Origin of the sequence: Dietzia maris (assembly GCF_036287335.1) — a bacterium.
In the GTDB taxonomy this organism is placed as follows: domain Bacteria; phylum Actinomycetota; class Actinomycetes; order Mycobacteriales; family Mycobacteriaceae; genus Dietzia; species Dietzia cinnamea.
On record NZ_CP143053.1, the window covers coordinates 1,718,000 to 1,740,747 of the forward strand.

Here is a 22,748-nt window from a genome sequence, read left to right on the forward strand (position 1 = left end):
CGTGTACGCACTGCTCAAGAAGGTGCTGTTCCGCTTTCCCGCGGAGCGGATACACCACCTGGTGTTCGGCCTGCTCAAGCTGCTGACCCTGGTGCCGCCCCTGGGCGCCGTCGTGCGGCGGGTCCTGGGCGTGCGCGACCCCGTGCTCGCGCAGGAGGTCCTCGGTCGCACCTTCCCCGGCCCGCTGGGCCTCGCGGCCGGGTTCGACAAGAACGCCGCCGCCGTCGACTCGTGGGGCGCTATCGGATTCGGTTTCAGCGAGGTCGGCACGGTGACCGCGTCGCCCCAGCCGGGCAACCCGGCCCCGCGTCTGTTCCGGCTCGTCGAGGACCGCGCGATCCTCAACCGGATGGGCTTCAACAACCACGGCGCCGGCAACGCGGCCAACAACCTCCGCCGGCGCCGCAGCAGCGATCCCGTGGGGATCAACATAGGTAAGACCAAGGTGGTGCCGGCGAAGGACGCGGTCCGCGACTACGTGGCCTCGGCGACGATGCTCACGGGCCTGGCCGACTACCTCGTCGTCAACGTCAGTTCCCCCAACACCCCCGGCCTGCGTGACCTGCAGGCCGTCGAGTCGCTGCGCCCGATCCTCGCCGCGGTCCGGGACGTGGCGACGATCCCCGTGCTCGTCAAGATCGCGCCCGACCTGGACGACGCCGACATCGACGCGGTCACCGACCTGGTGCTCGACCTGGGGCTGGCCGGCATCGTCGCCACCAACACCACCATCTCGCGGGACGGCCTGCGTACCCCCGCCGCGCACGTCGAGGCCCTGGGGGCGGGCGGCATCTCCGGCGCGCCGGTGGCCGCGCGCTCGCGCGAGGTGCTCGCCCGGATCCACGCGCGCGCGGGGGGACGCCTGGTGATCATCTCGGTCGGCGGCATCGAGACCCCCGAGGACGTGTGGGACCGCATCACCCACGGGGCGCACCTCGTGCAGACCTACACCGGGTTCATCTTCACCGGCCCGTCGCTCGTGCGCGGCACCAACCGCCTGGTGGCCAGGCGCCTCCGCCAGGGCGGGTTCGGCTCGCTGGCGGAGGCGGTCGGCTCGGCGGTGCGCTGAGCGCCGCAGCGCTCGAGCGCCGTGGCGCTATATCGCTACTGCTCGTAGATGCCCGTCACGGTGCCACGGGCCAGTCCCTGACCGAACAGGTTGAAACCGACGAACGCACACGAGGCGTCGTCGCCCAACTCGATCTCGTCGCCCACCGCATGGACGGCGAGGATGTAGCGGTGCGGGCCGTGACCCGCCGGCGGTGCCGCGCCCACGAAGCCCTTGAAGCCCGCGTCGTTGCGCACCACGACGGCGCCGTCCGGCAGGCCCGAGGTGTCGTCACCCGTACACGCGCCCTCGGGCAGCGACGTCACGTCCGCGGGGATGTTGGCGACGGACCAGTGCCAGAAACCCGACGCCGTGGGCGCGTCCGGGTCGAACACCGTCACCACGTACGTCCTGGTGCCCTCGGGGCCGGCGCTCCAGCTCACCTGGGGCGACTTGTCCTGGCCGCCCTCGACGCCCATCTTCCCGCCGAGCTGCGCGGCCGACAGTGTGGCGCCCTCGGTGAACGACTCGCTGGTCACCTCCAGAGCGGGCAGATCCGGAAGGGCGGCATACGGGTCGGGCACGCGGAACTGGGTCATCGTTCTCCTCCTGCGATCGGACGGTGTGGAGTGGTCCTCCAGCCGGTCACGTCCCTGTCTACCAGCGATGACCGCCCCGCGCGCCCCGCGGCGGGACCGCGATTTGGTCCCGGGTCCGGGCATCGGCTAATGTCATTCCTCGCACGGCCAAGCCGGACCAGAACCGGCGAAGGCGGGCAGTGTGCGAGCGCGAGTGGCGGAATGGCAGACGCGCTAGCTTGAGGTGCTAGTGTCCTATTAACGGACGTGGGGGTTCAAGTCCCCCCTCGCGCACACTGTGTCGAGACAGTAGAAGGGCCCCGGATCCGCGAGGAACCGGGGCCCGCTCTCGTCTCACGGGAAGGTTCCGACAGATGGCCCGGACGCCGGTACCCGTCGATTCAGCCGGTCGCGTCCCGGACGCGCTGGGGCGCGCGCTGGCCGCGGTCGCGCGTGCGGCCGACCGCCGACTCGACGCCCTCGGCCTGGCCCCGCCGCCGCTCGACCTGCCGCCCGGGGTCCGCACCGATCTCCGCGCGTTCTTCGCCGGAACCGTCGACCCCACGGCCGTGACGATCCGGCGCGGCCACGTCCCCGGGATCCCGCACCCGCGTGCGTTCGCGTTGCCCGGGCTGATCTACCTCGGCGCCGACCCCGGCGTCGTCGGCATCGCGGGCCTCGACGGCACCGTCCGCCCACGGGCGACCCCGACCCTGGTCCACGAGCTGGTCCACATCTGGCAGGGGCGTTTCCTCGGCCCGCGGTACGTCGTGCGGGCCCTGGGCGAACAGATCCGGCTCGGGCGCCGGGCGTACGACTGGCGGGCCGTGCTCGACCAGCGGGCCGCTCTGCCGGTGGAGGCCCACGCCCAGCTCGTGTCCGACGCCTACGCCGCCCGCTACGGCCCTCCCCGGCAGCCGGCCCTCTCCGGGCGGGACGAGCACCTGCGGGCGGTCGAGGAGGTACTGTCCGGTCTGCGCGCCGGTGACGCGAGCACCCTGCGGGGGCGGACGGTTTAGGGGCTGACCACCTCGTCGTCGTACCGTATCTGTCGTGACCGGCACCAACCCAGACGGTATCCCCGCAGACGGTATCGACCCCGACGACCTCGAGACGTGCCTGCGCGTCCTCGACCGGGCCGCGGAGCTCGGCGAGGACCATCCCGACTCGATCCGGGTGCAGCGGTCGGTGGGCCACATGTTCAAGCTCCTCAAGAAGGCGCGGCGCGCCGAGGTACGCCGCGCGCGCCAGGAGGCCGACAAGGCCGTCATCGAGGCCACGGCGACCGGCTCCCCCACGCGCATCGACGACGAGACCGCCGGCATCCGTCTGGTCTCCAACACGCCGGGCGCCGTCGCCGGCCACCTGCAGCGCGCGGTCGCCTGCTACGTGTGCAAGCAGCTCTACACCCAGGTCGACGCCTTCTACCACCAGTTGTGCCCGGCCTGCGCGGCGGTCAACCGCGCCAAGCGAGACCCGCACATGGACCTCACCGGCCGGCGGGCCCTGCTCACCGGCGGCCGCGCCAAGATCGGCATGTACATCGCGCTGATGCTGCTGCGTGCGGGCGCCGACGTCACCATCACCACCCGCTTCCCGCGCGACGCCGTGCGCCGCTTCGCGTCGATGGACGACTACCCCGACTGGGCGGACCGCGTCCACGTGATCGGCGTGGACCTGCGCGACCCCGCGCAGGTGGTGGCGCTGGCCGACGAGGTCGCCGCCGCCGGGCCGCTCGACATCCTCATCAACAACGCCGCCCAGACGGTGCGCCGCTCCCCCGGCTCGTACTCGGGCCTGGTGGAGGGCGAGTCCGCGCCGATCACCGGCCGCGCCGCGGACATCCCCATGGTCACGATGGGCCGCACCTCCGAGCTGCACCCCGCCGCGCTCATGGGCGGCGAGTCGGCACTCATCGGCAGCGAGGAGGCCGAGCGGGAGGCCGACCACATCGCCACCCTCGCGCTGCAGGGCGGCTCGGCGTCGCTGGAGCGCATGGCCGCCGGCACCGCGATCGACGCCGGCGGCCTACTGCCGGATGTGGTGGACCACAACAGCTGGGTGGCCACGGTCGAGCAGGTCGAGCCCATGGAGATGCTCGAGGTGCAGCTGTGCAACTCGGTCGCGCCGTTCATCCTCGTCTCGCGCCTGCGCCCGGCGCTGGCGGCCTCGAAGGCGCGCCGCAAGTACGTCGTCAACGTCTCGGCCATGGAGGGCCAGTTCTCGCGCCGGTACAAGGGCGCCGGGCACCCGCACACCAACATGGCCAAGGCGGGCCTCAACATGCTCACCCGCACTTCCGCGGAGGAGATGTTCACCGAGCACGGCATCCTCATGACCGCCGTGGACACCGGGTGGATCACCGACGAGCGCCCGCATGTGACCAAGGTCCGCCTCCACGAGGAGGGCTTCCACGCCCCGCTGGACCTGGTCGACGGCGCGGCCCGCGTAGTGGATCCCATCGTGCGCGGTGAGGCCGGCGAGGACCTCTACGGATGCTTCCTCAAGGACTTCGAGCCGAGCCCGTGGTGAGCGTCGACGCCGTCCACCGGATCCTGGCCGGGGACCTGCTGCCCACGATCCGCGCCGCCGTGGCCGACCTCGGCGGTGACGAGCCCGGCTCGCTCGTGCACACCCGTCCCACGCCCGCGGGCTCCGGGTGGCCCACCAACTCCGCCGCCGTGCTCGTCCACCACCTGTGCGGGGTCCTGACCTCGTGGGGCGCGGCGTGCCTCGGCGGCGAGACCATCTCCCGCGACCGCGGGGCGGAGTTCGCCTACACCGGCCCCGTGGAGCCCGAACTCGACCGCCTCGCCGCGCTCGTCGACCGGCTGCCCGGCTGGCTCGCCGCGGCGGTCGAGCGCGGGGACCTCGCCGATCCCGCCGGCACCACCGTCGACGTCGGCCGCGCCCGCACGGCGGGGACCTTCACCCCGGACTGGGTGGTGGCCCACATCCTCCACGAGGTCGCTGCGCACACCGGGCAGCTGCAGGTGACGCGCGACGTGCTGGCCTCGCGGGGCGCCTCGCGGTGAGCCCCGTCCCGGTCCTGCTCGACTGCGACCCGGGCATCGACGACGCGCTGGCCATCGCCTACCTGGTCGCCGAGCACCGGGCCGGGCGGATCGACCTCGCCGGGCTGGTGTGCACGGCCGGCAACGTCGGACTCGACGACACGGTCGCCAACGCCCTGGCGTGGCTGGACCTCGCCGGTGCTCCGGCGATCCCGGTGGCCGCCGGTGCACCCGGCCCGATCGCCGTCCCCCACGTGCTGACCCCCGAGACGCACGGCCCCCGCGGGGCGGGGCACGCGGAACTGACGACGACGACGAGGGCGCTCGATCCCCGCGACGGCGCCCGCCTCTGGGTGGAGCTGGCGCGCGCACATCCGGGTGAGCTGGTGGGGATCGTGACCGGTCCCTCGTCCAGCCTGGCCCGGGCGGTGGCGCTCGCCCCCGCCCTCCCCGGTCTGTTGGCGCGCCTGGTCGTGATGGGTGGGACGTTCCGCGGGCACCCGGGCAACACCACGCCGGTCAGCGAGTGGAACGTCGACGTGGACCCGGAGGCCGCCGATCGGATCTGTCGGGTGTGGGAGGACGCGCGGGCCGCCGATCCCGCTGTCACCGCCCCGCTGTGGTGCGGCCTGAACCTCACGGAGCGGGCCGTGTGGACGCCAGAGCGCTCGCGGGGGCTGCTCGCCGCCGCCGACACGCCGCTGACCCGCGCCCTGGTGGACGCGCTGCGGTTCTACTTCGAGTTCCACGAGTCCGTAGGCGAGGGCTACCTGGCGCAGGTGCACGATCCGCTGGTCGCCTGGCTCGCGCTGCATCCGGGGGCCGAGGTGTCCGTGCCCGCGCACGTGCGGGTCGAGTGCACCGGCGAGCACACGCGCGGGATGACGGTCGCGGACGTGCGTGGTCAGCGCGGGCGGGTCGACAACGCGCGCGTCGCGACCGACCTGCTCCTGCCGGGCGGGGCGGGCGCCGTGCTCGACGAGGTCTGCGCGGCGCTCGCCTCGCTGGCCGGCCCACAGGCCTGAGCCGGCTGGGCCGCCCGCCGGCGTCAGTTGTCGGGCCGGGTGAAGTTCCGCGTCGGTGGCGCCGGATCCGGGACGCTTTGCTCGGTATCGTGCCCGCGCAGCGAGGTCGCGCACGCCACCCCGGCCGCCGCGCCGGTGCCCACGGCGATCGGCACCAACTGCAGGCCGGTCACGATGTCGCCGGCCGCGTACACCCCGCCGACGTTCGTCAGCTGCAGTGAGTTGACGATGAGGCCCCCGTGCTCGTCCATCTCGCAGCCCAGTGCCTCCGCGAGTTCGTTGGTCGGGTGGTGTGCGTAGGAGAAGAACACCTTCGACCCCTCGATCACCCTCCCGTCGTCGAGCCGCACCCCCTGTAGCGCGCCGGGGGCGCCGACCAGCTCGCGGGCGACGCCGTCGACCACCTCGATGCTGTGCTCGGCGCACGCGGCGCGCTGGTCGTCGTCGAAGGCCGGGTCCGCGTCGCTCTCGGTGACGATCACGACCTCGGACGCCCAGTCGAGCAGCTCGGAGGCGTACGCCGGCACGTGGGCGCCGACGCCCAGCACGATGATGCGCTGGCCCGCGGCGGTGAGGCCGTCGCAGGCCGGGCAGTGGTGGACGTCGACCCCGTAGTGATCGTCGATCCCGGCGAGCTCCGGCAGCCGGTCACGTACGCCGGTGGCGAGGATGATCCGCTTAGCGGTGACGGTGATCGTGTCGTCCGCGCCGCCGTTCGAGGCGTTCGCCGGGGTGATGCGGGCGACGAACTTCTCGTCGGATTCCTTCTCCAGGTCGGCGACGACGCCGTCGAGCCGGCGGACGGTCGGGTACCGCCCGAGGCCCTCGTGGATGTCGGCATAGAACTCGGCGGGCGTCGTGGGTCCGGTGCCGAGCATGCCGTGGATCTCGGTGGCGGCGAGGTTGCGCTGCCGGCCCGCGTCGACGAGGAGGGTCGAGCGCTGATACCGGCCGACCCACGTCGCGGCGGACAGCCCGGCCGGGCCCCCGCCGATGACGAGGACGTCCACCGACTCGGGAACCGGTTCTTCCGAGGACTCGGGCAGGGGGCCGGTGCGGGCGTCGCTCATGTGTGTCCTCTCGCGGGCCGGGTGACGCCACCCTACGGAAATGGTCCGATGGCCACCGTGTAGGCGGGTGACGGAACTAGAACCGGTGCTAGGCTCCACCGGATGTCCGGCGGCTCAGAAGGGGTCCGGACACGCGTTGTCGTCCCCTGTCACCGCCCTGGGAGAGTCCATGAGGTCTGTCGCCGCCGCCCTGATCGTCGTCGCGGGCGGAGCGATCGCCGCCCGTGCTGTGGTGCGGGTGGCCGCGCGTCGCCGGGCGGGCCGGCGCGAGTTCACGATGGCTGGGCCGGGCGCCGCGACCCCTGGCTCCGTCCGCCCAGCTGACACCACGACACCGGCCGCGGGGTCCGGCTCTGCGCGTGCGGGACACACCCCGGGGACCCCGGGCCCGGGCGGCGCGATACGCCCTCCGGCTGGCGCCAAGGGCTTCGTCCCGGCGCTCGAGGGGATTCGCGGCCTCGCCGCCGTCGGCGTGCTCACCACGCACGTCGCGTTCGTCACGCGGTCGTCCACCGGCTCGCCGATCAAGAGACTGTTCGGCCGTCTCGACCTGGCCGTCGCGGTCTTTTTCGCCAAGTCCGGTTTCCTCTTGTGGCGTGCGCACGCCGATCACGCCCGCCGGGACAGGCCGGGAACGGCGAGGCCCACACGCGAGTACCTGCGCTCGCGGCTCGTGCGGATCATGCCGGCGTACGCCGTGCTGGTCGCCGCCGCGATGCTGCTGCTCGAGCAGAACCACGTCAACGGGCCCGCCTCGTGGATCGCCAACCTGACCCTCACGCAGATCTACACGTCGAACTTCCTCGTCGCCGGCCTCACCCATGCATGGTCGCTCGCGGTGGAGATGGCGTACTACCTCGCGTTCCCGCTGCTGTGGACCGCGCTGAGGGGCCTGCGCGGCGACGCCGCGAAGTGGCGGATCCCGGCCATCGCCGCGTTCGGCGCGTCCGGTCTGGTGTTCCCCATGATCCCGTGGCACGCGCTCGGCCTCCTGCCGACCGATGTCAACGTGCAGATCCTCCCACCGTCGTTCACCGCCTGGTTCGCCGCGGGGATGCTGCTGGCCGAGGTCGTGACGGCCCCGCCCGGGACGCTCGTCCGGGCGTGTCGCGATCGACTCGCGCGCTGGGGCTGGTGGATCGCCGGTGGGGCGGCGCTGGTCGTCACCACCGTGCCGGCGTGGTTCTCCGAGGGGTTCGTCCATCCGGGACCGCTCGAGTTCGCCGCCCGCACCGGGCTGGCGGGCACGATGGCGTTCCTCGTCCTGGCCCCTGTCGTCCTGGCGCCGGAGGGCACACGGTTCCCCGTGCTGGAATCGGCTCCGCTGCAGAAGGTCGGCACCTGGTCGTACGGGATCTTCCTGTGGCACCAACTCGTGCTGCACGCCGCGTTCCCCCTCACCCGCACCCCGCTGTGGGCGCCGCGCATGTCGGTCATCTGGCCGGTCACCGTCGCGGGTTCACTGGCGGCGGGCGCAGCGAGTCACCGATTCCTCGAGGAGCCCGCGCGCAGGGTACTCGAACGACGCTGACCGCGGCTGTGGAATCGGGCGAACGCTCGGGGCGGGAGCGGAGAAATCGGGGGTGTACCGGGCCCGTTAGTCAGGTTATGATTACCTAACCGGTTCGCGTCCGGCACGGTGTCGGCGTTCAGCGTCCGGCCCCGAAGGGACGTGCGTCATGACCTCCAGCCCTCTCCCCCAACACGACCGCGACTCCGACACGGTCGCCGGGCACTGGCTCCTGGCCCGGGTCGGCAAGAAGGTTCTGCGCCCGGGCGGACGCCAGTTGTCGCAGTGGCTGGTCTCGGCGGCGCCGGTGGCCGGTCGTCGGGTGGTCGAGTTCGCGCCGGGCCTCGGTCTCACGGCGCAGCTCCTACTGAACGAGAGGCCCGCGTCCTACGTCGGCGTGGACTCTGATCCCGATGCCGTCAGGGTCACGCGGGGAGTCGTCGGCAACCGTGGCGAACTCGTGGTCGCCCGAGCGCAGGAGACCGGTCTGGACACCGCGTCCGCCGACCTCGTCGTCGGCGAGGCGATGCTGACGATGCAGGGCGATTCCACCAAGAAGGAGATCGTCGCGGAGGCCCGCCGCCTACTCGACTCCGGTGGCCGGTATCTGGTCCACGAGCTGTGCCTGGTGCCGGACACGCTGGACGACGAGACCAAGACGAGCATTCGCAGAGACCTCGCCCGGTCCATCCGCGTCAACGCGAGGCCGCTCACCGTGGCCGAGTGGACCCGGCTGTTCGATGAGGCCGGCTTCGAGGTCGAGGCCACCGAGCTGCGCCCGATGGCGTTGCTCCAACCGAGGCGGATGCTCGCGGACGAGGGCCCGGGCGGCGTGTTCCGGATCGTGCTCAACCTCCTGCGCGACGCCGACGCGCGCAGACGCGTCCTCGCCATGCGCACGACCTTCTCCACATACGAGGAGCACATGCGCGCGGTCGGGTTCGTTCTCCGCACGCGCTGAGCCGCTCTCCTGCCCGGCCGGGACCCGCGGCGGCCACGACCCACCGCAGCGGGAACGCGGGAGCGCTTCAGGAGTCGAAGGCGTCGATGATCGCCTGTGCGGCCAGTGCCGCCGTGAGCGTGCCGTCGCGGACCTGCTGCTCGACCTCGGGCGCCACCCTCTTGACGTCGGGATCCGCGGCCAGGCGTGCCATGAGCGTCTCGTGCACCATCGACCAGGTCCAGTCGACCTGCTGGCGGGCGCGACGCGCCTCGACCTCGCCGATCTCGGCCATCGTCTGCTGGTGCTTGCGGACCGCGTCCCAGAAGCCGTCGAGGCCCTCGCCCTCGAGGCCGGACATCGTCAGGACGGGGACCTTCCACACCGCATCGGCCGGCCTGACCAGGCGCAGGGCGGCCCCCAGCTCGCGGGCGGCCCGCTGGGCGTCTTTCACGTGCGGCCCGTCGGCCTTGTTGACGGCCACCACGTCCGCGAGTTCGAGGACGCCCTTCTTGATGCCCTGCAGCTGGTCACCCGTCCGCGCGAGCGTGAGGAAGGTGAAGCAGTCCACCATCCCGGCCACGGTCACCTCCGACTGGCCCACGCCGACCGTCTCGACGAGGATGACGTCGAAACCGGCGGCCTCGAGCAGGACCATCGTCTCCCGCGTCGCCTTCGCGACGCCGCCGAGCGTGCCGGAGGTCGGCGAGGGCCGGATGTAGGCCCGCGGCTCGGTGGAGAGAGTGGCCATGCGGGTCTTGTCGCCGAGGATCGAGCCCCCGGTGCGGGTGGAGGACGGGTCGACGGCGAGGACCGCCACCTTGTGGCCCTGCTCCACCAGATAGAGGCCGAACGACTCGATGAACGTCGACTTGCCGACTCCCGGCACCCCGGTGATGCCGATCCGCAACGCCCCGCCGGCGTGCGGCAGGGCGCCGAGGAGCAGCTCCTGGGCCTTCTCACGGTGAGCAGGATTGGTGGACTCGAGCAGCGTGATCGCGCGGGCCAGCACGGGCCGGCGGTCCGCCAACACTCCCTCGAGCAGCGCGTCGACGTCGATCTCGCGGCGGGGGCGCGGCCCGGTCGACCTGGGCACCGGACCCCGCGGGGCGCCGGTGCCCGCCGTGGTGGACATGGCGCCCAGGGGGTTCCCCGAACCCGCCGGATCAGGTCCCGAGCCGAGCCGTGCCACGTCCGATCAGGCCTCCGTGGCGTCGGTGGCCGCCGACGACAGGTCGTAGCCGAGCTCGCCGGCGAGGGCGTCGAGAAGCCCGATCGCGGCCTCGGCGATGACCGTGCCGGGCGGGTAGATCGCGGCGGCGCCGGCGTCGTAGAGTTCCTGGAAGTCGCCGGGTGGGATGACGCCGCCGACGGTGACCATGATGTCCTCGCGGCCCACCTCGGCCAGAGCCGAACGCAGCGCCGGCACGAGCGTGAGGTGCCCGGCCGCGAGCGAGGACACGCCCACCACGTGGACGTCGGCGTCGGCGGCCTGCTGGGCCACCTCCTCCGGCGTCTGGAACAGCGGTCCCATGTCCACGTCGAAGCCGAGGTCGGCGAACGCGGTACCGACGACCTTCTGGCCGCGGTCGTGACCGTCCTGGCCCATCTTGGCCAGCAGGATCCGCGGGCGGCGCCCGTCCTGCTCGGCGAACGCATCGGCCATCCGCATCGCCCGGGTGACGTTGTCCACGGCGCCCTCCTTGGTGACCTCCTGTCGGTACACACCGGACAGGGTCTTGATCTCGGCCTTATGACGACCGTAGACCTTCTCCAGCGCGTCGGAGATCTCACCGATGCTGGCGTGGGCCCGGGCGGCGTCGATGGCCAGCGCGAGGAGGTTGTTCTCCAGGTCGCTGCTGGGGCCACCGGAGGCGGCCTCCGTCAGCCGGGCGAGGGCGGCCTGGCAGGCGTCCTCGTCGCGCTCGGCCCGCAGCTTCTCCAGCTTGGCGAGCTGCTCGGAGCGCACGCGCGAGTTGTCGACCTTGAGGACCTCGATCTCCTGGTCCTCGGTGACGACGTACTTGTTCACGCCGATGACCGGCTGGCGGCCGGAGTCGATGCGCGCCTGCGTGCGGGCCGCGGCCTCCTCGATGCGCAGCTTGGGGATGCCCTCGCCGATGGCCTGCGCCATGCCGCCGGCCTCCTCGATCTCCAGCAGGTGGAGCCGGGCCTTGTCGGCGAGCTGGGCCGTGAGCCACTCGATGTAGTACGAGCCGGCCCACGGGTCGATCGGACGGGTGGTGCCCGACTCCTGCTGCAGCAGCAGCTGGGTGTTGCGGGCGATGCGCGCGGAGAAGTCGGTCGGCAGCGCGAGCGCCTCGTCGAGAGCGTTGGTGTGCAGCGACTGGGTGTGGCCCTGCGTGGAGGCCATGGCCTCGATGCAGGTGCGGGCGACGTTGTTGAACACGTCCTGGGCCGTCAGCGACCAGCCCGAGGTCTGAGAGTGGGTCCGCAGCGACTTGGACTTGGGGTTCTTCGGACCGAACTTCTCGACGAGCTCACTCCACAGCAGACGTCCGGCGCGCAGCTTGGCGATCTCCATGGAGAAGTTCATGCCGATCGCCCAGAAGAACGACAACCGCGGGGCGAACTTGTCGATGTCCAGGCCCGCGTCCAGGCCGGCACGTAGGTACTCGACACCGTCGGCCAGCGTGTACGCGAGCTCGAGATCGGCCGTCGCCCCGGCCTCCTGGATGTGGTACCCGGAGATCGAGATGGAGTTGAAGCGCGGCATCTTCTGGGAGGTGTAGGCGAAGATGTCCGAGATGATCCGCATGGACGGCTTGGGCGGGTAGATGTAGGTGTTGCGGACCATGAACTCCTTGAGGATGTCGTTCTGGATGGTCCCCGCGAGCTGCTCCGGCGTCACCCCCTGCTCCTCGGCCGCGACCACGTAGAACGCCAGGATCGGGAGGACCGCACCGTTCATGGTCATCGACACCGACACCGACGAGAGGTCGATGCCGTCGAACAGCTCCCGCATGTCGAGGATGGAGTCGATCGCCACGCCGGCCATGCCCACGTCACCGGCCACGCGCGGGTGGTCGGAGTCGTAACCGCGGTGGGTGGCGAGGTCGAACGCCACGGACAGGCCCTTCTGCCCGGCGGCGAGGTTGCGGCGGTAGAAGGCGTTGGACTCGGCGGCGGTGGAGAAGCCGGCGTACTGGCGGATGGTCCACGGCTGGTTCACGTACATCGACGGGTACGGCCCGCGGAGGAACGGCGCCTGACCGGGCACGGTGTCCAACGGGAAGGGGGTGATCTTCTCGCCGTCGTCGGTCGGGGCGGTGCCGGCCTCGACGGCGTCACGGTCGGCCTTGGTGTAGACGCGCTTGACGTCGATACCCTCGGGCGTCTCCCAGTGCGCGTCGGCGGCGATGCCGTCCTCGACAGCCACGGCGGCCGCCCGGGCGTCGGGGCCGTCGGTGTCGCGGAGGGAGGCGGTGCTGAAATCGGGGAAGGTCGTCATGTCACTTCACTCCCAGCTGGTCGAGGAGGGTGGTCAGGGCGGCGACGGCGTCGATGCCGAGCGCCAGGTAGCCGTCCGGGCGGTCGGTGGCGTCCGCCGGGAAGCCCTTCTCGGCCCCGGCGAGGTAGACGGTCGACACGCCCGCGTCGCGGAGGGTGCGCACGGCGCCCTCCCCTTCGGTGGCGTAGCGCTTGTCGGCGCCGCAGAGCACGGCGATGTCCTCACCCTCGCGGGCGGTGGCGTACTGGCCGGCCTCGGTGACGCCCGGGTTGCGTGCCTCGATGCCGCCGGCGGCGAGCAGGTTGGCGACGAACGTCACGCGCGGCGTCGTCTCGGCCTGCGGGCCCAGACCCGCCAACAGGACGGTCGGCCGGGATCCGGTCGCCTCCAGGTGCGCGTCGGAGCGGTCACGCAGATCCTCGAACGCGCGGCCGTACCGGTAGTCGTCGCCGCCACGGCGGGAGGCGTCGAGCGGCGGCTCGGCCAGGTTAGGGAACTCGGACACGCCAGTGATGGGCGCCGCGCGGCGCGCGATGTCGTTGTCGCGGGCCTCGCGGACCCGGGCGATGGCCGCCCGCACGGTCCCCGACTCGATCGCCGCGACCAGGCCGCCCTCGGCCTCCACGGTCTGGAGGGCCGACCACGCGGCGTCCGCGAGGGAGTCGGTGAGCGACTCGACGTACCAGGAGCCGCCCGCGGGGTCCACGACGTGGCCCAGGTGGGCCTCCTCGAGGAGCAGGAGCTGGGTGTTGCGGGCCATGCGCTCGGCGAACGAGCGGGAGGTGCTCTCGAGCCCGCCGGGCACGGAGGCGTCGAAGGGCAGGACCGTCACGGAGGTGGCGCCGCCGACGCCGGCGCCGAACGCGGCGAGCGTCGTGCGCAGCATGTTCACCCACGGGTCGCGGCGCGACATCATGGCGGCGGAGGTCACGGCGTGCTGCGGTGCGCCGCCCGACTCGGGGGCGTCCAGCAGTTCGGCGACGCGGGCCCACATGAGGCGGCCGGCGCGGAACTTGGCGATCGACGTGAACTGGTCGTCGGTCGCGGCCAGCCGGAACGAGACCTGGCGCAGCGCGGCCGCGGCGGGCACGCCCGCCGAGACGAGCGCGCGCACGTACTCGAGCCCGGCGGCCACCGCGTAGGCCAGCTCCTGGGCGTCACCGGCACCGTCGCCGTGGAAGACCGTGCCGTCGGCGACAAAGGTGCGGATGGTCTCCTCACGCTCGGACATCCGGGCGGCGAGTGCGACCGCGGCCTCGAGTCCGATCGAGTCGGCACCGGCGTAAGCGGCGGTGACCGGGGCGGCGCCCAGGTCGGCGATGACCGCGGCACGGTCGGCGACCCCGTCACCGGCCGAGCGGCGCTGGTCCAGCAGGTCCAGGAACGCGCCGGCGACCTCGTCGAGGTCCGCGCCCGCGTCGAAGGTGACCGGGGCCAGATCGAGGTAGACGTCCTTGAGGACCCCTGCGAGGTCCGCGGCGGGCACGGACAGCCAGAGCGCCGAGACGCCCTGGTTCAGCAGGTCCAGGACCTCGGTGTTGAGCTCGGAGGCCTCCCCCGTCGCCTCGACGCGGGCGCTGACGTGCCAGCCGCTCTCCGGCAGGCCCGACCGGTCCCCGCCGCGGACGAACGGGAACCGCCCCGGTGCGGGGCGTTCCGCGATCTCGTCGACCCGGGTGTAGAGCGGGTTGATCTCGATGCCGTCCCGGGTGGTGGCCACGAGGGCGCGCCACGCGTCCACCGGCATGTCGGCGGGATCCTTGCGGGCGGCCTTCGCGAGGACGGCTCCCACAGAGGCGTACCAGGAGTGAAGGTCAGGACCTGTGGTCGGACTGGTCACCGGTACCTCGTTCTCGTGTGGAGTGAAGGGGGTCACTGTCGGACTCTAGCCGAGCCCTGTTCGCAGAGGGAACGCGGCAATACCCGCTGGCCCGCACGCTGGGGAAGGCGTCCGCCCGCACGCCGGACGGGTTGGCCGGTACGCGTGGACTACAGTCGCCCGCGTGCGGGGACGGGTGATCGCGTGGGTGGGGGCCGTGGCGCTCGTCGTGCTGGTCGCTACCTTCGTGCCGACGCCGGGCCTCGAGCAACTGCGCGAGTGGGCCGCGCAGTTCGGGCCGTGGTTCGCCGCGGCGTTCTTCGCCGCCTACGCCGTCGTCACCGTCGCGCCGATCCCGCGTTCGACCTTCACCTATTCGGCGGCCGTGTTGTTCACCCCGGCCGTGGCGATCCCGTGTTCCCTGGTCGCCACCGGCGTCGCGGCGGCACTGTCGTTCGTCGCGGTGCGGCGGCTCGGTCACGAACGGACGGCCGCGCTGCGGGCGCACCCCCGCGTGGCCGCCGTGGACGCCCGACTCCGTCGACGCGGGTGGTTGTCCGTGGGGAGCCTGCGACTGGTGCCGGCCGCGCCGTTCTCGGTGGTGAACTACGCCGCCGCCCTGACCTCGATCCCCTACCCGCAGTTCATCGCGGCCACGGTGATCGGTAGCGCCCCGGGAACCGTCGCCGCGGTCCTGCTGGGCGACTCGCTCACGTCCGGCGATGGTGCGGCCGCGCTGTGGGCCACGGTCGGGTTCGCCGCCGTCGGACTCGCCGGGATGGTGCTCGACGCCCGGTTGCCGGTCAGGCCGGCTCGGTGACGAAATCGACCAGCCGCTCCACCGCGCCGAGCAGCGCCGGCTCGACGTCACGGTAGGAACTCACCGACGCCAGCACCCGCCGGAACCCGTCGGCGGGCTCGCCCCAGCCCAGTCGCCGGCAGATGCCCGTCTTCCAGTCCTCGCCGCGTGGCACCACCGGCCACTCGCGGATGCCCACCGCGGACGGCTTCACCGCCTGCCAGATGTCGACGTACGGGTGGCCGGTGACAAGAACGTTCTCGCCCAGGCCGGCGACGATCCTCGACTCCTTGCTGCCCTCGACCAGATGGTCCACGAGCACCCCGAGGCGCGCCGAGGGTGTGGGTCCGAACTCGGCGACCAGCGCGGCCAGGTCATCGATGCCGTGGAGCGGCTCCACGACGACACCCTCGACCCGGAGGTCGTGGCCCCAGATCTTCTCGACCAGAGCGGCGTCGTGGATGCCCTCCACCCAGATGCGGCCCGCCCGGGCCGTGCGGGCGCGCAGACCCTCGACCTTCCGCGACCCGGAGGCCGTGACCGCGGGCCCGCGACGGGCGGCCGGGACCGGCTTGCGCAGGGTCACCGGCGAGCCGTCGATGAGAAAGGCCGAGGGCGTCATCGCGAAGAGGCGGACCCGACCGTGCCGGTCCTCGAGTTTGACGAACTCGCCGTCGTAACTCCGGTCGAAACCCACCACCGCGCCGCAGAACCCGGACTCGGCGTCCTCCACCACCAGGTTCCGCTCGGCGTCGACGACGGGGACCTCCGGGCGGCGGCGCCGCGCCGTCCCGGACAGGATGTCGGAGCCGTACATGTCTGCCATGGCCAGACACCGTAGCCGCAGTCGTGCCGGGGGTACCGGCGGCGCACCGTCGGTAGGATCGATCATCATGTCCCGACCCCTCACCCGTGACTCCGTGCTGTCCCCGGCGTGGCCGTTGCCCCTCCACCTGCTCCGGACCGCGTGGGCGGATCAACCCTTCGACGAACTGACCGGGTATGTCTCCGGTTTCGCCGGGTCCCATCTGCTCGACATCGTCGGCGAGCCGGTGCGGATGCTGGACGGGCTCTCCCCCGCCGGCGGTCCCACGGGCCTGCTGCCGGACCTGGTCACCACGCTGCGGCGCGCCGGCCGTGAGCACCCGGCGCCCGAGGTCCTGTCGCTGCTCACGACAGCGCCCGGTGACTCGTCGAGCCTGCCCCCGATCCCGGCGGTCCGGGCGGACGTGGCCGACGCCGGCTGGGGTGTGCTCATCCGCGACCCCGCCTCCCGCGAGGCGGTGTGTCTGACCTGCATCCAGCCCCATCCGGACGTGCTGCGCTGGCGGGCGCGCGGGGTGCTCGACTGCCCGGTGGCGCCCCAGCCGGCGGGTCCGTCCGAGGCGCTGGCCGAGCTCGGGCGCGCTGTCATGGACGCCGCCGAACTCATCGAACGGACCGCGGTGCGGACCGGCCCGAGCACGCACGTGGACATTCACGGCCACGTCTCGAGGTTGCCGGCCGGGCTCCCCCCGCGGGTGGTGGAGCTCGTCGACCGGATCGACCGGGTCGAGGCGATCATCGCCGTCGCCCTGGCCCAGCCGGACGTCGGCGCGGACCCTGCCGCGCGCGAACCGGTGCTCCGGCGGCTGATCGCGGTCAAGGACGCGGCGCGCCGGTCCGCCGTGGCCGCGGCCGGCGACGCCGCTCTCCGGGCGCGCTAGTCGGCCGCCGTCAGCCCCCGCAGCAGCCGAGGGCGCAACGGGCGCCGTCGCGGTTCCGGCCGAGGGCGGGTACGGAACCGGGGCGGTCCTGAGCAGACCCGGTCTCGACCTCGTCGAGGAGCTCGAGCACCATCCGGGCGAACTCTCGGCTCGGACCCGGCGTGGCGCACCGCGTGACCGTGACCCCCAGCTCGCGGACCTCGTCGACGAGCTCGGTGTCCAGGTCCCAGATGACCTCGACGTGATCGGAGATGAATCCGATCGGGACGATCACCACGTCCGTGACGCCGTTCGAGGTGGCCAGCTCGCTCACGTGGTCCACGACGTCCGGCTCGAGCCACGGCACGCTCGGCGGACCGGAGCGGGACTGCCAGACCAGGTCGTAGTCGGCGACGCCCGCCGCCTCGGCGACGAGACGCGACGCCTCGGCGACCTGACGGCTGTAGAGGCGGCCGCCGAGGGACGGTGGCCCGGCCGCCTCGTCCGCCGACGTGGGCACGGAGTGGGCGGTGAAGATCACCCGGGCCCCCGGGGCGGCGGAGGCGATGGCCTCCAGCAGGTCGGCGGCGAACCGCTCGATGAACAGCGGGTGGTCGTAGAACTGGCGGAGCCGCACCATGGTGGGCGCGCCCTCGACCTGCTCGCGGGCGCGGGCGATGTCCTCCTGGTACTGCGCGCAGCCGGAGTAGCCGCCCCAGGCGGAGGTGGCGAAGACGGCGGCCTTGCGGACCCCGTCCGCGACCATCTGTCGGACGGTGTCCTCGGCCATCGGCGTCCAGTTGCGGTTACCGAAGTACACGGGAAGGTCGCGGTCGCGGTCCGCCAGCTCGGCCTCGACGTTGGCGATGATCTCGCGGTTGAGGTCGTTGATGGGGCTGCGACCGCCGAGGTGCCGGTAGTGCGTGGCCACCTCCTCGAGGCGCTCGCGCGGGATCCCGCGGCCGCGGGTGACGTTCTCGAGGAACGGGATGACGTCGTCCTGGCCTTCGGGGCCGCCGAACGAGAGCACCAGTAGGGCGTCCACCTGCCCGGAGGTGGCGCCCGGGGTGGAGGGGGCGTCGGTCGATGCGGTCATACAGATCACTCTTGTCCGCTGAAGGAAACGGTCCCGGCGCCGCCGTCGGCGTAGATGACGGTGCCGGTCGTGGCGGCCATGAGGTCGGAGAGCAGGGCGACGGCCGTCGTCGCCACAGGGGTGGGGTCGTCCACGTCCCAGCCGAGCGGCGCCCGCCGGTCCCACTCGTCCTGCATCCTGTCCAGCTCGCCGCCGGGGCCGAGCGCCTCGCCGGCGATCGCCTTGGCCGCGAGGGTCTTGACGGGGCCGGCGGCGATGAGGTTGGACCGCACGCCCTCGGGGCCGAGTTCGCGGGCGACGTAGCGGTTGACGGCCTCGAGCGCGTTCTTGGCGACCGACATCCAGTTGTAGAAGGGCATGGAGAACCGCGGGTCGAAGTCGAGTCCGATGATCGACGCGCCCCGGTTGAGCAGTGGCCTGGTGGCCTTGGCCAGGGCGGAGTACGAGTAGGCCGAGACCTCGAGCGCGACGGCCACGTCCTTCCAGGGCGCGTCGAGGAACGGGTCCCCGAGGCAGCTGGGCGGCGCGAACCCGATCGAGTGGACGACGCCGTCGAGCGAATCGGCGTGTTCGCGGACCCGGTCGGCCAGCGCGGCGAGATCGTCCTCGCTCTGCACGTCCAGCTCGATCACCGGCGGACGTTCGGGGAGGCGCTTCGCGATCGCCTTGACGAGGGAGGGCCGACCGTACGCGGTGAGGATGACCTTCGCGCCGTGCAGCTGGCAGTGCTTGGCGATGTGGAAGGCGATCGAGGCGTCGGTGATGACTCCCGTGACGAGGATCGTCCGGCCGGCCAGCAGTCCGCCGCCGGTCGTGGTGGTATCGCCGGAGGCGACCGTGGCGTCCGTCTCGGTCTGGCTCATGTCAGTGCCCCATTCCCATTCCGCCGTCGACCGGGATCACGGCCCCGGAGATGTAGCCGGCGTCGTCGCCGGCGAGAAAGCTCACGAGCCCGGCCACGTCGTCGGCCGAGCCCTTGCGCCCGAGCGGGATGGCGGCGACGGCCATCTCCTGCGTCTTGTCGTCCAGCCCCGCTGTCATGTCGGTGTCGATAAAACCCGGCGCGACGACGTTGGCCGTGATGTTCCGCGAACCCAGCTCACGGGTGAGCGAACGGGCCATACCGATGAGCCCGGCCTTGGAGGAGGCGTAGTTGACCTGACCGGCGGTGCCGGACTGGCCCACGACGGAGCCGATGAAGATCAGTCGACCGAAACGGGCGCGCAGCATCCCGCGCGAGGCGCGCTTGGCCACGCGGAACGCCCCCGTGAGGTTGGCGTCGAGCACGCGCGTGAACTGCTCGTCCTTCATGCGCATGAGCAGGGTGTCCTCGGTGGTGCCCGCATTGGCCACGACCACCTCGACCGGCCCGTACTCGGCCTCGACCGCGGTGAACGCCGCGTCGACGGAGTCGGGGTCGGTGACGTCGCACCGCACCCCGAACAGTCCGTCAGGGGCGCCGGAGCCCCGGTGGGTGACGGCGACCCGGTGGCCGTCGGCGTGGAGCCTGGCGGCGACGGCGCGTCCGATCCCGCGGTTGCCCCCGGTCACGAGGACTGTCCGTGGGGTGGTGCCGTGCGTGCTCTCGGAAACCATGCCCCCACCCTAGCGAGCCGGGCCGGCGGGCCCGGCGCTGGTGCGTTCCGCCGGCCCGCCGGGCCTCACGGGATCCGCCGGTGCGCGGTCAGCGAGCCCGCCGCCGCCGTCATGGCGAGTAGGGAGCCGACGATGAGCCAGGGCCGCGAGGCGTCGGCCTTCTTCCACTCGTAGCCGATCTGCTCCTCGAGGGTGCGATACACCGAGTCCAGTTCCTCGAGGGTCGACGCCGTGAAGAAGTCGCCGCCGGACAGTTCGGCGATGGTGCGCAGGGAGGCGTCGTCGACGGGGACCGGCTGGGGCCGACCCTGGATGTCGACGGTGCCGTAGAGGGTGCCGAACGAGATCGTGGAGACGGGGATCCCGGCCTCGGCGGCGCGCTCGGCGGCGGTGAACGCGCCGCGCTCCTCGGTGGGGTCGGCGGGGACGGTCTCCTTGCCATCGGAGAGGAGGACGATCCGGGCTGGCGGGGCCTGGTCGGGGCCGCCGAGGCTCTCGGTGAAGGTGGTGATCGCCTGGGTGGCGGTGTAGATGGCCTCGCCGGTGGCGGTGCGCTCGTCGAGGCTGAGCCGGTCGACGGCGCGGACGACCGGACCCCGGTCCGTGGTGGGGGCCACGAGCATCGAGGCGGTCCCGGCGTAGGAGACGAGGCCCAGGTTGACGCCGGGGGTGAGGTTGTTGGCGAAGGTCGTGGCGGCCCGCTGCGCGGCCTCGAGGCGCGAGGGTGAGACGTCGGTGGACTCCATGGACAGGGAGACGTCGACGACGAGCATGACAGTGGCCCGGTTCCGTGGGACCTTCTGTTCCCTCTGTGGGCCGGCCAGTGCCACGACGAGCGCCAGCAGGGAGAGCACCAGGAGCACCGCCGGGACGTGCGTGAACCAGCGGCGACCGCGGCGGTCGACGGTACGCAGGGTGCCGAAGTTGCCGAAGCGGACGGTGCGCCGCTTCTTCGAGCGCAGCGCGATGACGTACCCGACAGCGAGGGCGACCGGGACGATCAGTAGGAACAGCCAGAGCGGGTGCTGAAACTCGGACAGGCTCATCGGCTCGTCACCTCCCCCGCCGGGCGGTGGTCGTCGGGTAGATCACGGGTCACGCTGTCGCCGGTCGGGAGCCCACCCCGGCGTCGGATGCCGACGAAGTCGATGACGTCGCGGATCCAGTCGCGGTCGGTGCGCAGAGCGAGGACCGGCGCACCGCACCGTCGCAGCGCGGAGTGGACGCGCTCGCGGTGTTCGCCGGCCGCGCGACGGTAGTCGGCCGCGAGGGCGTCGTCGACGTCCAGTTCCAGGACCTCGCCGGTGGCGGGGTCCTGGAGGAGGGCCGCGCCGACGACCGGCAGGGCGATGTCGAGCGGGTCGGCCACGTGGACGGCGAGGAACTCGTGCCGGGTGCCGAGCACGCGCAGGGAGCGCTCCCAGTCCACCTCGGACAGGAAGTCGGAGATGACCACCACGAGACCGTGGCGGCGGGCGGCGTTGCGGACCGCGTGGAGGCAGTCGTCGAGCGCGCCCCCGGGCGAGACACCGGTCGCGGCCCGGGAGACCTCCTCGAGGAGCCGCCGGACGTGGTCGCGTCCTCCGGTGGCCGGGAGGACCCGCGGCCGCCCGTCGCCGGTGAGGACCATCCCCACGCGGCTGCCGCCGCCGGCGGAGAGGAACCCGACGGTCGCGACCGCCGCCTCGACCAGGCGCCTCTTCACGCCGTGGCGGCCCTGCACGTCGAGACTCGGCGTGAGGTCGACGACGAGCCAGGTCTCGAGCTCGCGGTCCGCGATGGTCTGCCTGATGTGGGGCACGGTGGTCCTGGCGGTGACCGACCAGTCCATCGTGCGGACGTCGTCGCCCGGTTCGTAGGCGCGCGCCTCCCCCGGTTCGGTGCCCGGCCCCGGGAGCAGCCCCCGGTGGTCGCCGTTGAGGACGCCGTCGAGGCGGCGGGTGACGAGCAGCTCGAGCTGGGTCAGGGCCGCGCGGGAGGACGCGTCGACCGGGTCGTCGCGTCTGCCCTCGTCCGCGGTGGTCACCGTGACGGCGGCGGGCCGGCCTGGGCGGGGACCGCGCTGATCTGCGGGAGGGGAACCGCCTCGAGCACCCGGCGGACGACCGTGTCGGCGGAGACCTCGTCGGCCAGCGCGTCGTAGGTGAGCACGAGTCGGTGGCGGAGCACGGCCGGCAGGACGTCCACGACATCCTGGGGGACGACGTAGTCGCGGCCCCGCACCAGGGCGAGGGCACGTGCGGCGGTGACGGCGCCGAGGGTGGCGCGCGGCGAGGCGCCGTAGGACAGCCACCGGGCGACGTCCTCGAGTCCGTGCCGGGCGGGTTCGCGGGTGGCGACGGTGACGCGGACGACGTAGTCGACCAGCGCGTGGTGGACGAACACCTCGCGGACCGCGCTCTGCAGTCGCACGAGCGCGTCCACGCCGAGGACCTGCGTGGGCGTCGGCGTGGTGGAACCCATCCGATAGACGATCTCGCGTTCCTCCTCGGGGCTCGGGTAGTCCACCACGAGTTTGAACAGGAAGCGGTCGCGCTGGGCTTCCGGGAGTTGGTAGACGCCCTCGCTCTCGATGGGGTTCTGCGTGGCCATCACGAGGAACGGGCTCGGCATGGGGAAGGTCTGCCCGCCGATGGAGACGTGCCCCTCCGCCATCACCTCCAGCAGTGCCGACTGGACCTTCGCCGGGGCGCGGTTGATCTCGTCCGCCAGGACGAAGTTGGCGAGGATCGGACCGAGCTCGACCTCGAACTCCTCGCGGCCCTGGCGGTAGATGCGGGTGCCCACGATGTCCGCGGGGACGAGGTCCGGGGTGAACTGCAGACGGCGGAAGCTCCCGCCCACCACGGCGGCGAAAGTCTCCACGGTCAGCGTCTTGGCGACGCCCGGCACGCCCTCGAGCAGGATGTGGCCGCGAGAGAGCAGGCCGACCAGGATCATCTCGATCAGGCGGTCCTGGCCCACGACGACCTTCTTGACCTCGTAGACCGCGCGCTCGAGGAGCCGGGCGTCCTCGGCGGCGGTCGAGGCGCTCACCGCGGGGGACGCGGCGGCCTGGGTCGGGTGGTCGGGGTGGGGATCGCTCACCGCGGAGGG

The 22,748-nt window shown here is 72.5% G+C and carries 21 protein-coding genes and 1 tRNA gene; 10 read left to right on the top strand and 12 right to left on the bottom strand.

Annotation, left to right across the window (positions count from 1 at the left end; genetic code table 11):
• The first annotated feature begins 1 nt into the window (after nt 1).
• Entirely contained in the window at nt 2-1,069 is a 1,068-nt protein-coding gene (locus VYL96_RS07880) for a quinone-dependent dihydroorotate dehydrogenase (protein ID WP_131885953.1), read from the top strand.
• 35 nt (nt 1,070-1,104) lie between these two features.
• Here VYL96_RS07880 and VYL96_RS07885 read toward each other — a convergent pair whose 3' ends face one another.
• On the bottom strand, nt 1,105-1,647 hold the full coding sequence (locus tag VYL96_RS07885) for a YbhB/YbcL family Raf kinase inhibitor-like protein (RefSeq protein ID WP_131885952.1): 543 nt from the start codon (nt 1,645-1,647) through the stop codon (nt 1,105-1,107).
• Between the two features lie 187 nt (nt 1,648-1,834).
• On the opposite strand from VYL96_RS07885, the gene VYL96_RS07890 reads away from it, so the two are divergent.
• The 5 genes from VYL96_RS07890 (at nt 1,835) to VYL96_RS07910 (ending at nt 5,665) form a co-directional block, all read left to right on the top strand.
• Nucleotides 1,835-1,920, top strand: a tRNA-Leu gene (locus VYL96_RS07890).
• Between the two features lie 80 nt (nt 1,921-2,000).
• The gene (locus tag VYL96_RS07895) at nt 2,001-2,645 is read left to right on the top strand and encodes a hypothetical protein (RefSeq protein WP_109148806.1); all 645 of its coding nucleotides are present in this window, start codon (nt 2,001-2,003) and stop codon (nt 2,643-2,645) included.
• 34 nt (nt 2,646-2,679) lie between these two features.
• On the top strand, nt 2,680-4,158 hold the full coding sequence (locus tag VYL96_RS07900; RefSeq protein WP_207913575.1) for an SDR family NAD(P)-dependent oxidoreductase: 1,479 nt from the start codon (nt 2,680-2,682) through the stop codon (nt 4,156-4,158).
• Nucleotides 4,152-4,661, top strand: coding sequence for a mycothiol transferase (locus VYL96_RS07905; protein ID WP_165928494.1), 510 nt, complete (start codon nt 4,152-4,154; stop codon nt 4,659-4,661). Before VYL96_RS07900 ends, VYL96_RS07905 begins: the two co-directional genes overlap by 7 nt.
• Nucleotides 4,658-5,665 carry a nucleoside hydrolase gene (locus VYL96_RS07910; RefSeq protein ID WP_131885950.1) on the top strand — a complete coding sequence of 336 codons (1,008 nt, stop codon included), beginning with the start codon at nt 4,658-4,660 and terminating at the stop codon, nt 5,663-5,665. Before VYL96_RS07905 ends, VYL96_RS07910 begins: the two co-directional genes overlap by 4 nt.
• Before the next feature lie 23 nt (nt 5,666-5,688).
• Here the strand turns inward: VYL96_RS07910 and VYL96_RS07915 are convergent, their stop codons facing one another.
• Nucleotides 5,689-6,735, bottom strand: coding sequence for an NAD(P)/FAD-dependent oxidoreductase (locus VYL96_RS07915; protein ID WP_131885949.1), 1,047 nt, complete (start codon nt 6,733-6,735; stop codon nt 5,689-5,691).
• 169 nt (nt 6,736-6,904) lie between these two features.
• Between VYL96_RS07915 and VYL96_RS07920 the strand changes: the two genes are divergently transcribed.
• A complete protein-coding gene (locus tag VYL96_RS07920) occupies nt 6,905-8,266 on the top strand; it encodes an acyltransferase family protein (RefSeq protein ID WP_131885948.1) in 1,362 nt (453 codons plus the stop codon).
• Nucleotides 8,267-8,414: 148 nt separating this feature from the next.
• Nucleotides 8,415-9,206 (top strand): class I SAM-dependent methyltransferase, encoded by a 792-nt coding sequence (locus VYL96_RS07925; protein ID WP_131885947.1) that lies wholly within the window; start codon nt 8,415-8,417, stop codon nt 9,204-9,206.
• Nucleotides 9,207-9,273: 67 nt separating this feature from the next.
• Here VYL96_RS07925 and meaB read toward each other — a convergent pair whose 3' ends face one another.
• The 3 genes from meaB to VYL96_RS07940 form a co-directional block, all read right to left on the bottom strand.
• Nucleotides 9,274-10,320, bottom strand: coding sequence for a methylmalonyl Co-A mutase-associated GTPase MeaB (meaB, locus tag VYL96_RS07930; RefSeq protein WP_243699720.1), 1,047 nt, complete (start codon nt 10,318-10,320; stop codon nt 9,274-9,276).
• A gap of 63 nt (nt 10,321-10,383) precedes the next feature.
• Nucleotides 10,384-12,657, bottom strand: coding sequence for a methylmalonyl-CoA mutase (gene scpA, locus VYL96_RS07935; protein WP_131885946.1), 2,274 nt, complete (start codon nt 12,655-12,657; stop codon nt 10,384-10,386).
• 1 nt (nt 12,658) lies between these two features.
• Nucleotides 12,659-14,404: a methylmalonyl-CoA mutase family protein gene (locus VYL96_RS07940; RefSeq protein WP_243699724.1), complete on the bottom strand. Its 1,746-nt coding sequence runs from the start codon at nt 14,402-14,404 to the stop codon at nt 12,659-12,661.
• A gap of 256 nt (nt 14,405-14,660) precedes the next feature.
• Between VYL96_RS07940 and VYL96_RS07945 the strand changes: the two genes are divergently transcribed.
• On the top strand, nt 14,661-15,296 hold the full coding sequence (locus tag VYL96_RS07945; RefSeq protein ID WP_243699719.1) for a TVP38/TMEM64 family protein: 636 nt from the start codon (nt 14,661-14,663) through the stop codon (nt 15,294-15,296).
• Here VYL96_RS07945 and VYL96_RS07950 read toward each other — a convergent pair.
• Nucleotides 15,280-16,092 carry a DUF3097 domain-containing protein gene (locus VYL96_RS07950; protein ID WP_131885985.1) on the bottom strand — a complete coding sequence of 271 codons (813 nt, stop codon included), beginning with the start codon at nt 16,090-16,092 and terminating at the stop codon, nt 15,280-15,282. The genes VYL96_RS07945 and VYL96_RS07950 overlap by 17 nt on opposite strands.
• 76 nt (nt 16,093-16,168) lie before the next feature.
• Here VYL96_RS07950 and VYL96_RS07955 point away from each other — a divergent pair, with 76 nt between their 5' ends.
• Complete coding sequence (locus tag VYL96_RS07955; protein ID WP_131885944.1) at nt 16,169-16,981, top strand: Rv1486c family protein; 813 nt, start codon at nt 16,169-16,171, stop codon at nt 16,979-16,981.
• A 10-nt stretch (nt 16,982-16,991) separates the two neighbouring features.
• Here the strand turns inward: VYL96_RS07955 and VYL96_RS07960 are convergent, their stop codons facing one another.
• The 6 genes from VYL96_RS07960 to VYL96_RS07985 all read right to left on the bottom strand — a co-directional run bounded on the left by VYL96_RS07960 (nt 16,992) and on the right by VYL96_RS07985 (nt 22,739).
• The gene (locus VYL96_RS07960; RefSeq protein ID WP_131885943.1) at nt 16,992-18,056 is read right to left on the bottom strand and encodes a ferrochelatase; all 1,065 of its coding nucleotides are present in this window, start codon (nt 18,054-18,056) and stop codon (nt 16,992-16,994) included.
• A 5-nt stretch (nt 18,057-18,061) separates the two neighbouring features.
• The gene (gene inhA / locus VYL96_RS07965) at nt 18,062-18,919 is read right to left on the bottom strand and encodes an NADH-dependent enoyl-ACP reductase InhA (protein WP_131885942.1); all 858 of its coding nucleotides are present in this window, start codon (nt 18,917-18,919) and stop codon (nt 18,062-18,064) included.
• Nucleotide 18,920: 1 nt separating this feature from the next.
• Nucleotides 18,921-19,652: a 3-oxoacyl-ACP reductase FabG1 gene (gene fabG1, locus VYL96_RS07970; protein WP_131885941.1), complete on the bottom strand. Its 732-nt coding sequence runs from the start codon at nt 19,650-19,652 to the stop codon at nt 18,921-18,923.
• 65 nt (nt 19,653-19,717) lie between these two features.
• Complete coding sequence (locus VYL96_RS07975) at nt 19,718-20,698, bottom strand: VWA domain-containing protein (RefSeq protein ID WP_131885940.1); 981 nt, start codon at nt 20,696-20,698, stop codon at nt 19,718-19,720.
• Entirely contained in the window at nt 20,695-21,678 is a 984-nt protein-coding gene (locus VYL96_RS07980; protein ID WP_061915130.1) for a DUF58 domain-containing protein, read from the bottom strand. The genes VYL96_RS07975 and VYL96_RS07980 overlap by 4 nt, the downstream gene beginning before the upstream one ends.
• Nucleotides 21,675-22,739 carry an AAA family ATPase gene (locus VYL96_RS07985; protein ID WP_207913574.1) on the bottom strand — a complete coding sequence of 355 codons (1,065 nt, stop codon included), beginning with the start codon at nt 22,737-22,739 and terminating at the stop codon, nt 21,675-21,677. Before VYL96_RS07985 ends, VYL96_RS07980 begins: the two co-directional genes overlap by 4 nt.
• Nucleotides 22,740-22,748: the final 9 nt, after the last annotated feature.

What these genes read in the sequence shown, in the direction of transcription:
- VYL96_RS07885 (WP_131885952.1), bottom strand. Translation starts at nt 1,647, where the DNA reads ATGACCCAGTTCCGCGTGCCCGACCCGTATGCCGCCCTTCCGGATCTG.
- VYL96_RS07895 (WP_109148806.1), top strand. Translation starts at nt 2,001, where the DNA reads ATGGCCCGGACGCCGGTACCCGTCGATTCAGCCGGTCGCGTCCCGGAC.
- VYL96_RS07915 (WP_131885949.1), bottom strand. Translation starts at nt 6,735, where the DNA reads ATGAGCGACGCCCGCACCGGCCCCCTGCCCGAGTCCTCGGAAGAACCG.
- VYL96_RS07920 (WP_131885948.1), top strand. Translation starts at nt 6,905, where the DNA reads ATGAGGTCTGTCGCCGCCGCCCTGATCGTCGTCGCGGGCGGAGCGATC.
- VYL96_RS07925 (WP_131885947.1), top strand. Translation starts at nt 8,415, where the DNA reads ATGACCTCCAGCCCTCTCCCCCAACACGACCGCGACTCCGACACGGTC.
- meaB (WP_243699720.1), bottom strand. Translation starts at nt 10,320, where the DNA reads ATGTCCACCACGGCGGGCACCGGCGCCCCGCGGGGTCCGGTGCCCAGG.
- scpA (WP_131885946.1), bottom strand. Translation starts at nt 12,657, where the DNA reads ATGACGACCTTCCCCGATTTCAGCACCGCCTCCCTCCGCGACACCGAC.
- VYL96_RS07940 (WP_243699724.1), bottom strand. Translation starts at nt 14,404, where the DNA reads ATGCCGGTGGACGCGTGGCGCGCCCTCGTGGCCACCACCCGGGACGGC.
- VYL96_RS07950 (WP_131885985.1), bottom strand. Translation starts at nt 16,092, where the DNA reads ATGTACGGCTCCGACATCCTGTCCGGGACGGCGCGGCGCCGCCGCCCG.
- VYL96_RS07955 (WP_131885944.1), top strand. Translation starts at nt 16,169, where the DNA reads ATGTCCCGACCCCTCACCCGTGACTCCGTGCTGTCCCCGGCGTGGCCG.
- VYL96_RS07960 (WP_131885943.1), bottom strand. Translation starts at nt 18,056, where the DNA reads ATGACCGCATCGACCGACGCCCCCTCCACCCCGGGCGCCACCTCCGGG.
- inhA (WP_131885942.1), bottom strand. Translation starts at nt 18,919, where the DNA reads ATGAGCCAGACCGAGACGGACGCCACGGTCGCCTCCGGCGATACCACC.
- fabG1 (WP_131885941.1), bottom strand. Translation starts at nt 19,652, where the DNA reads ATGGTTTCCGAGAGCACGCACGGCACCACCCCACGGACAGTCCTCGTG.
- VYL96_RS07975 (WP_131885940.1), bottom strand. Translation starts at nt 20,698, where the DNA reads ATGAGCCTGTCCGAGTTTCAGCACCCGCTCTGGCTGTTCCTACTGATC.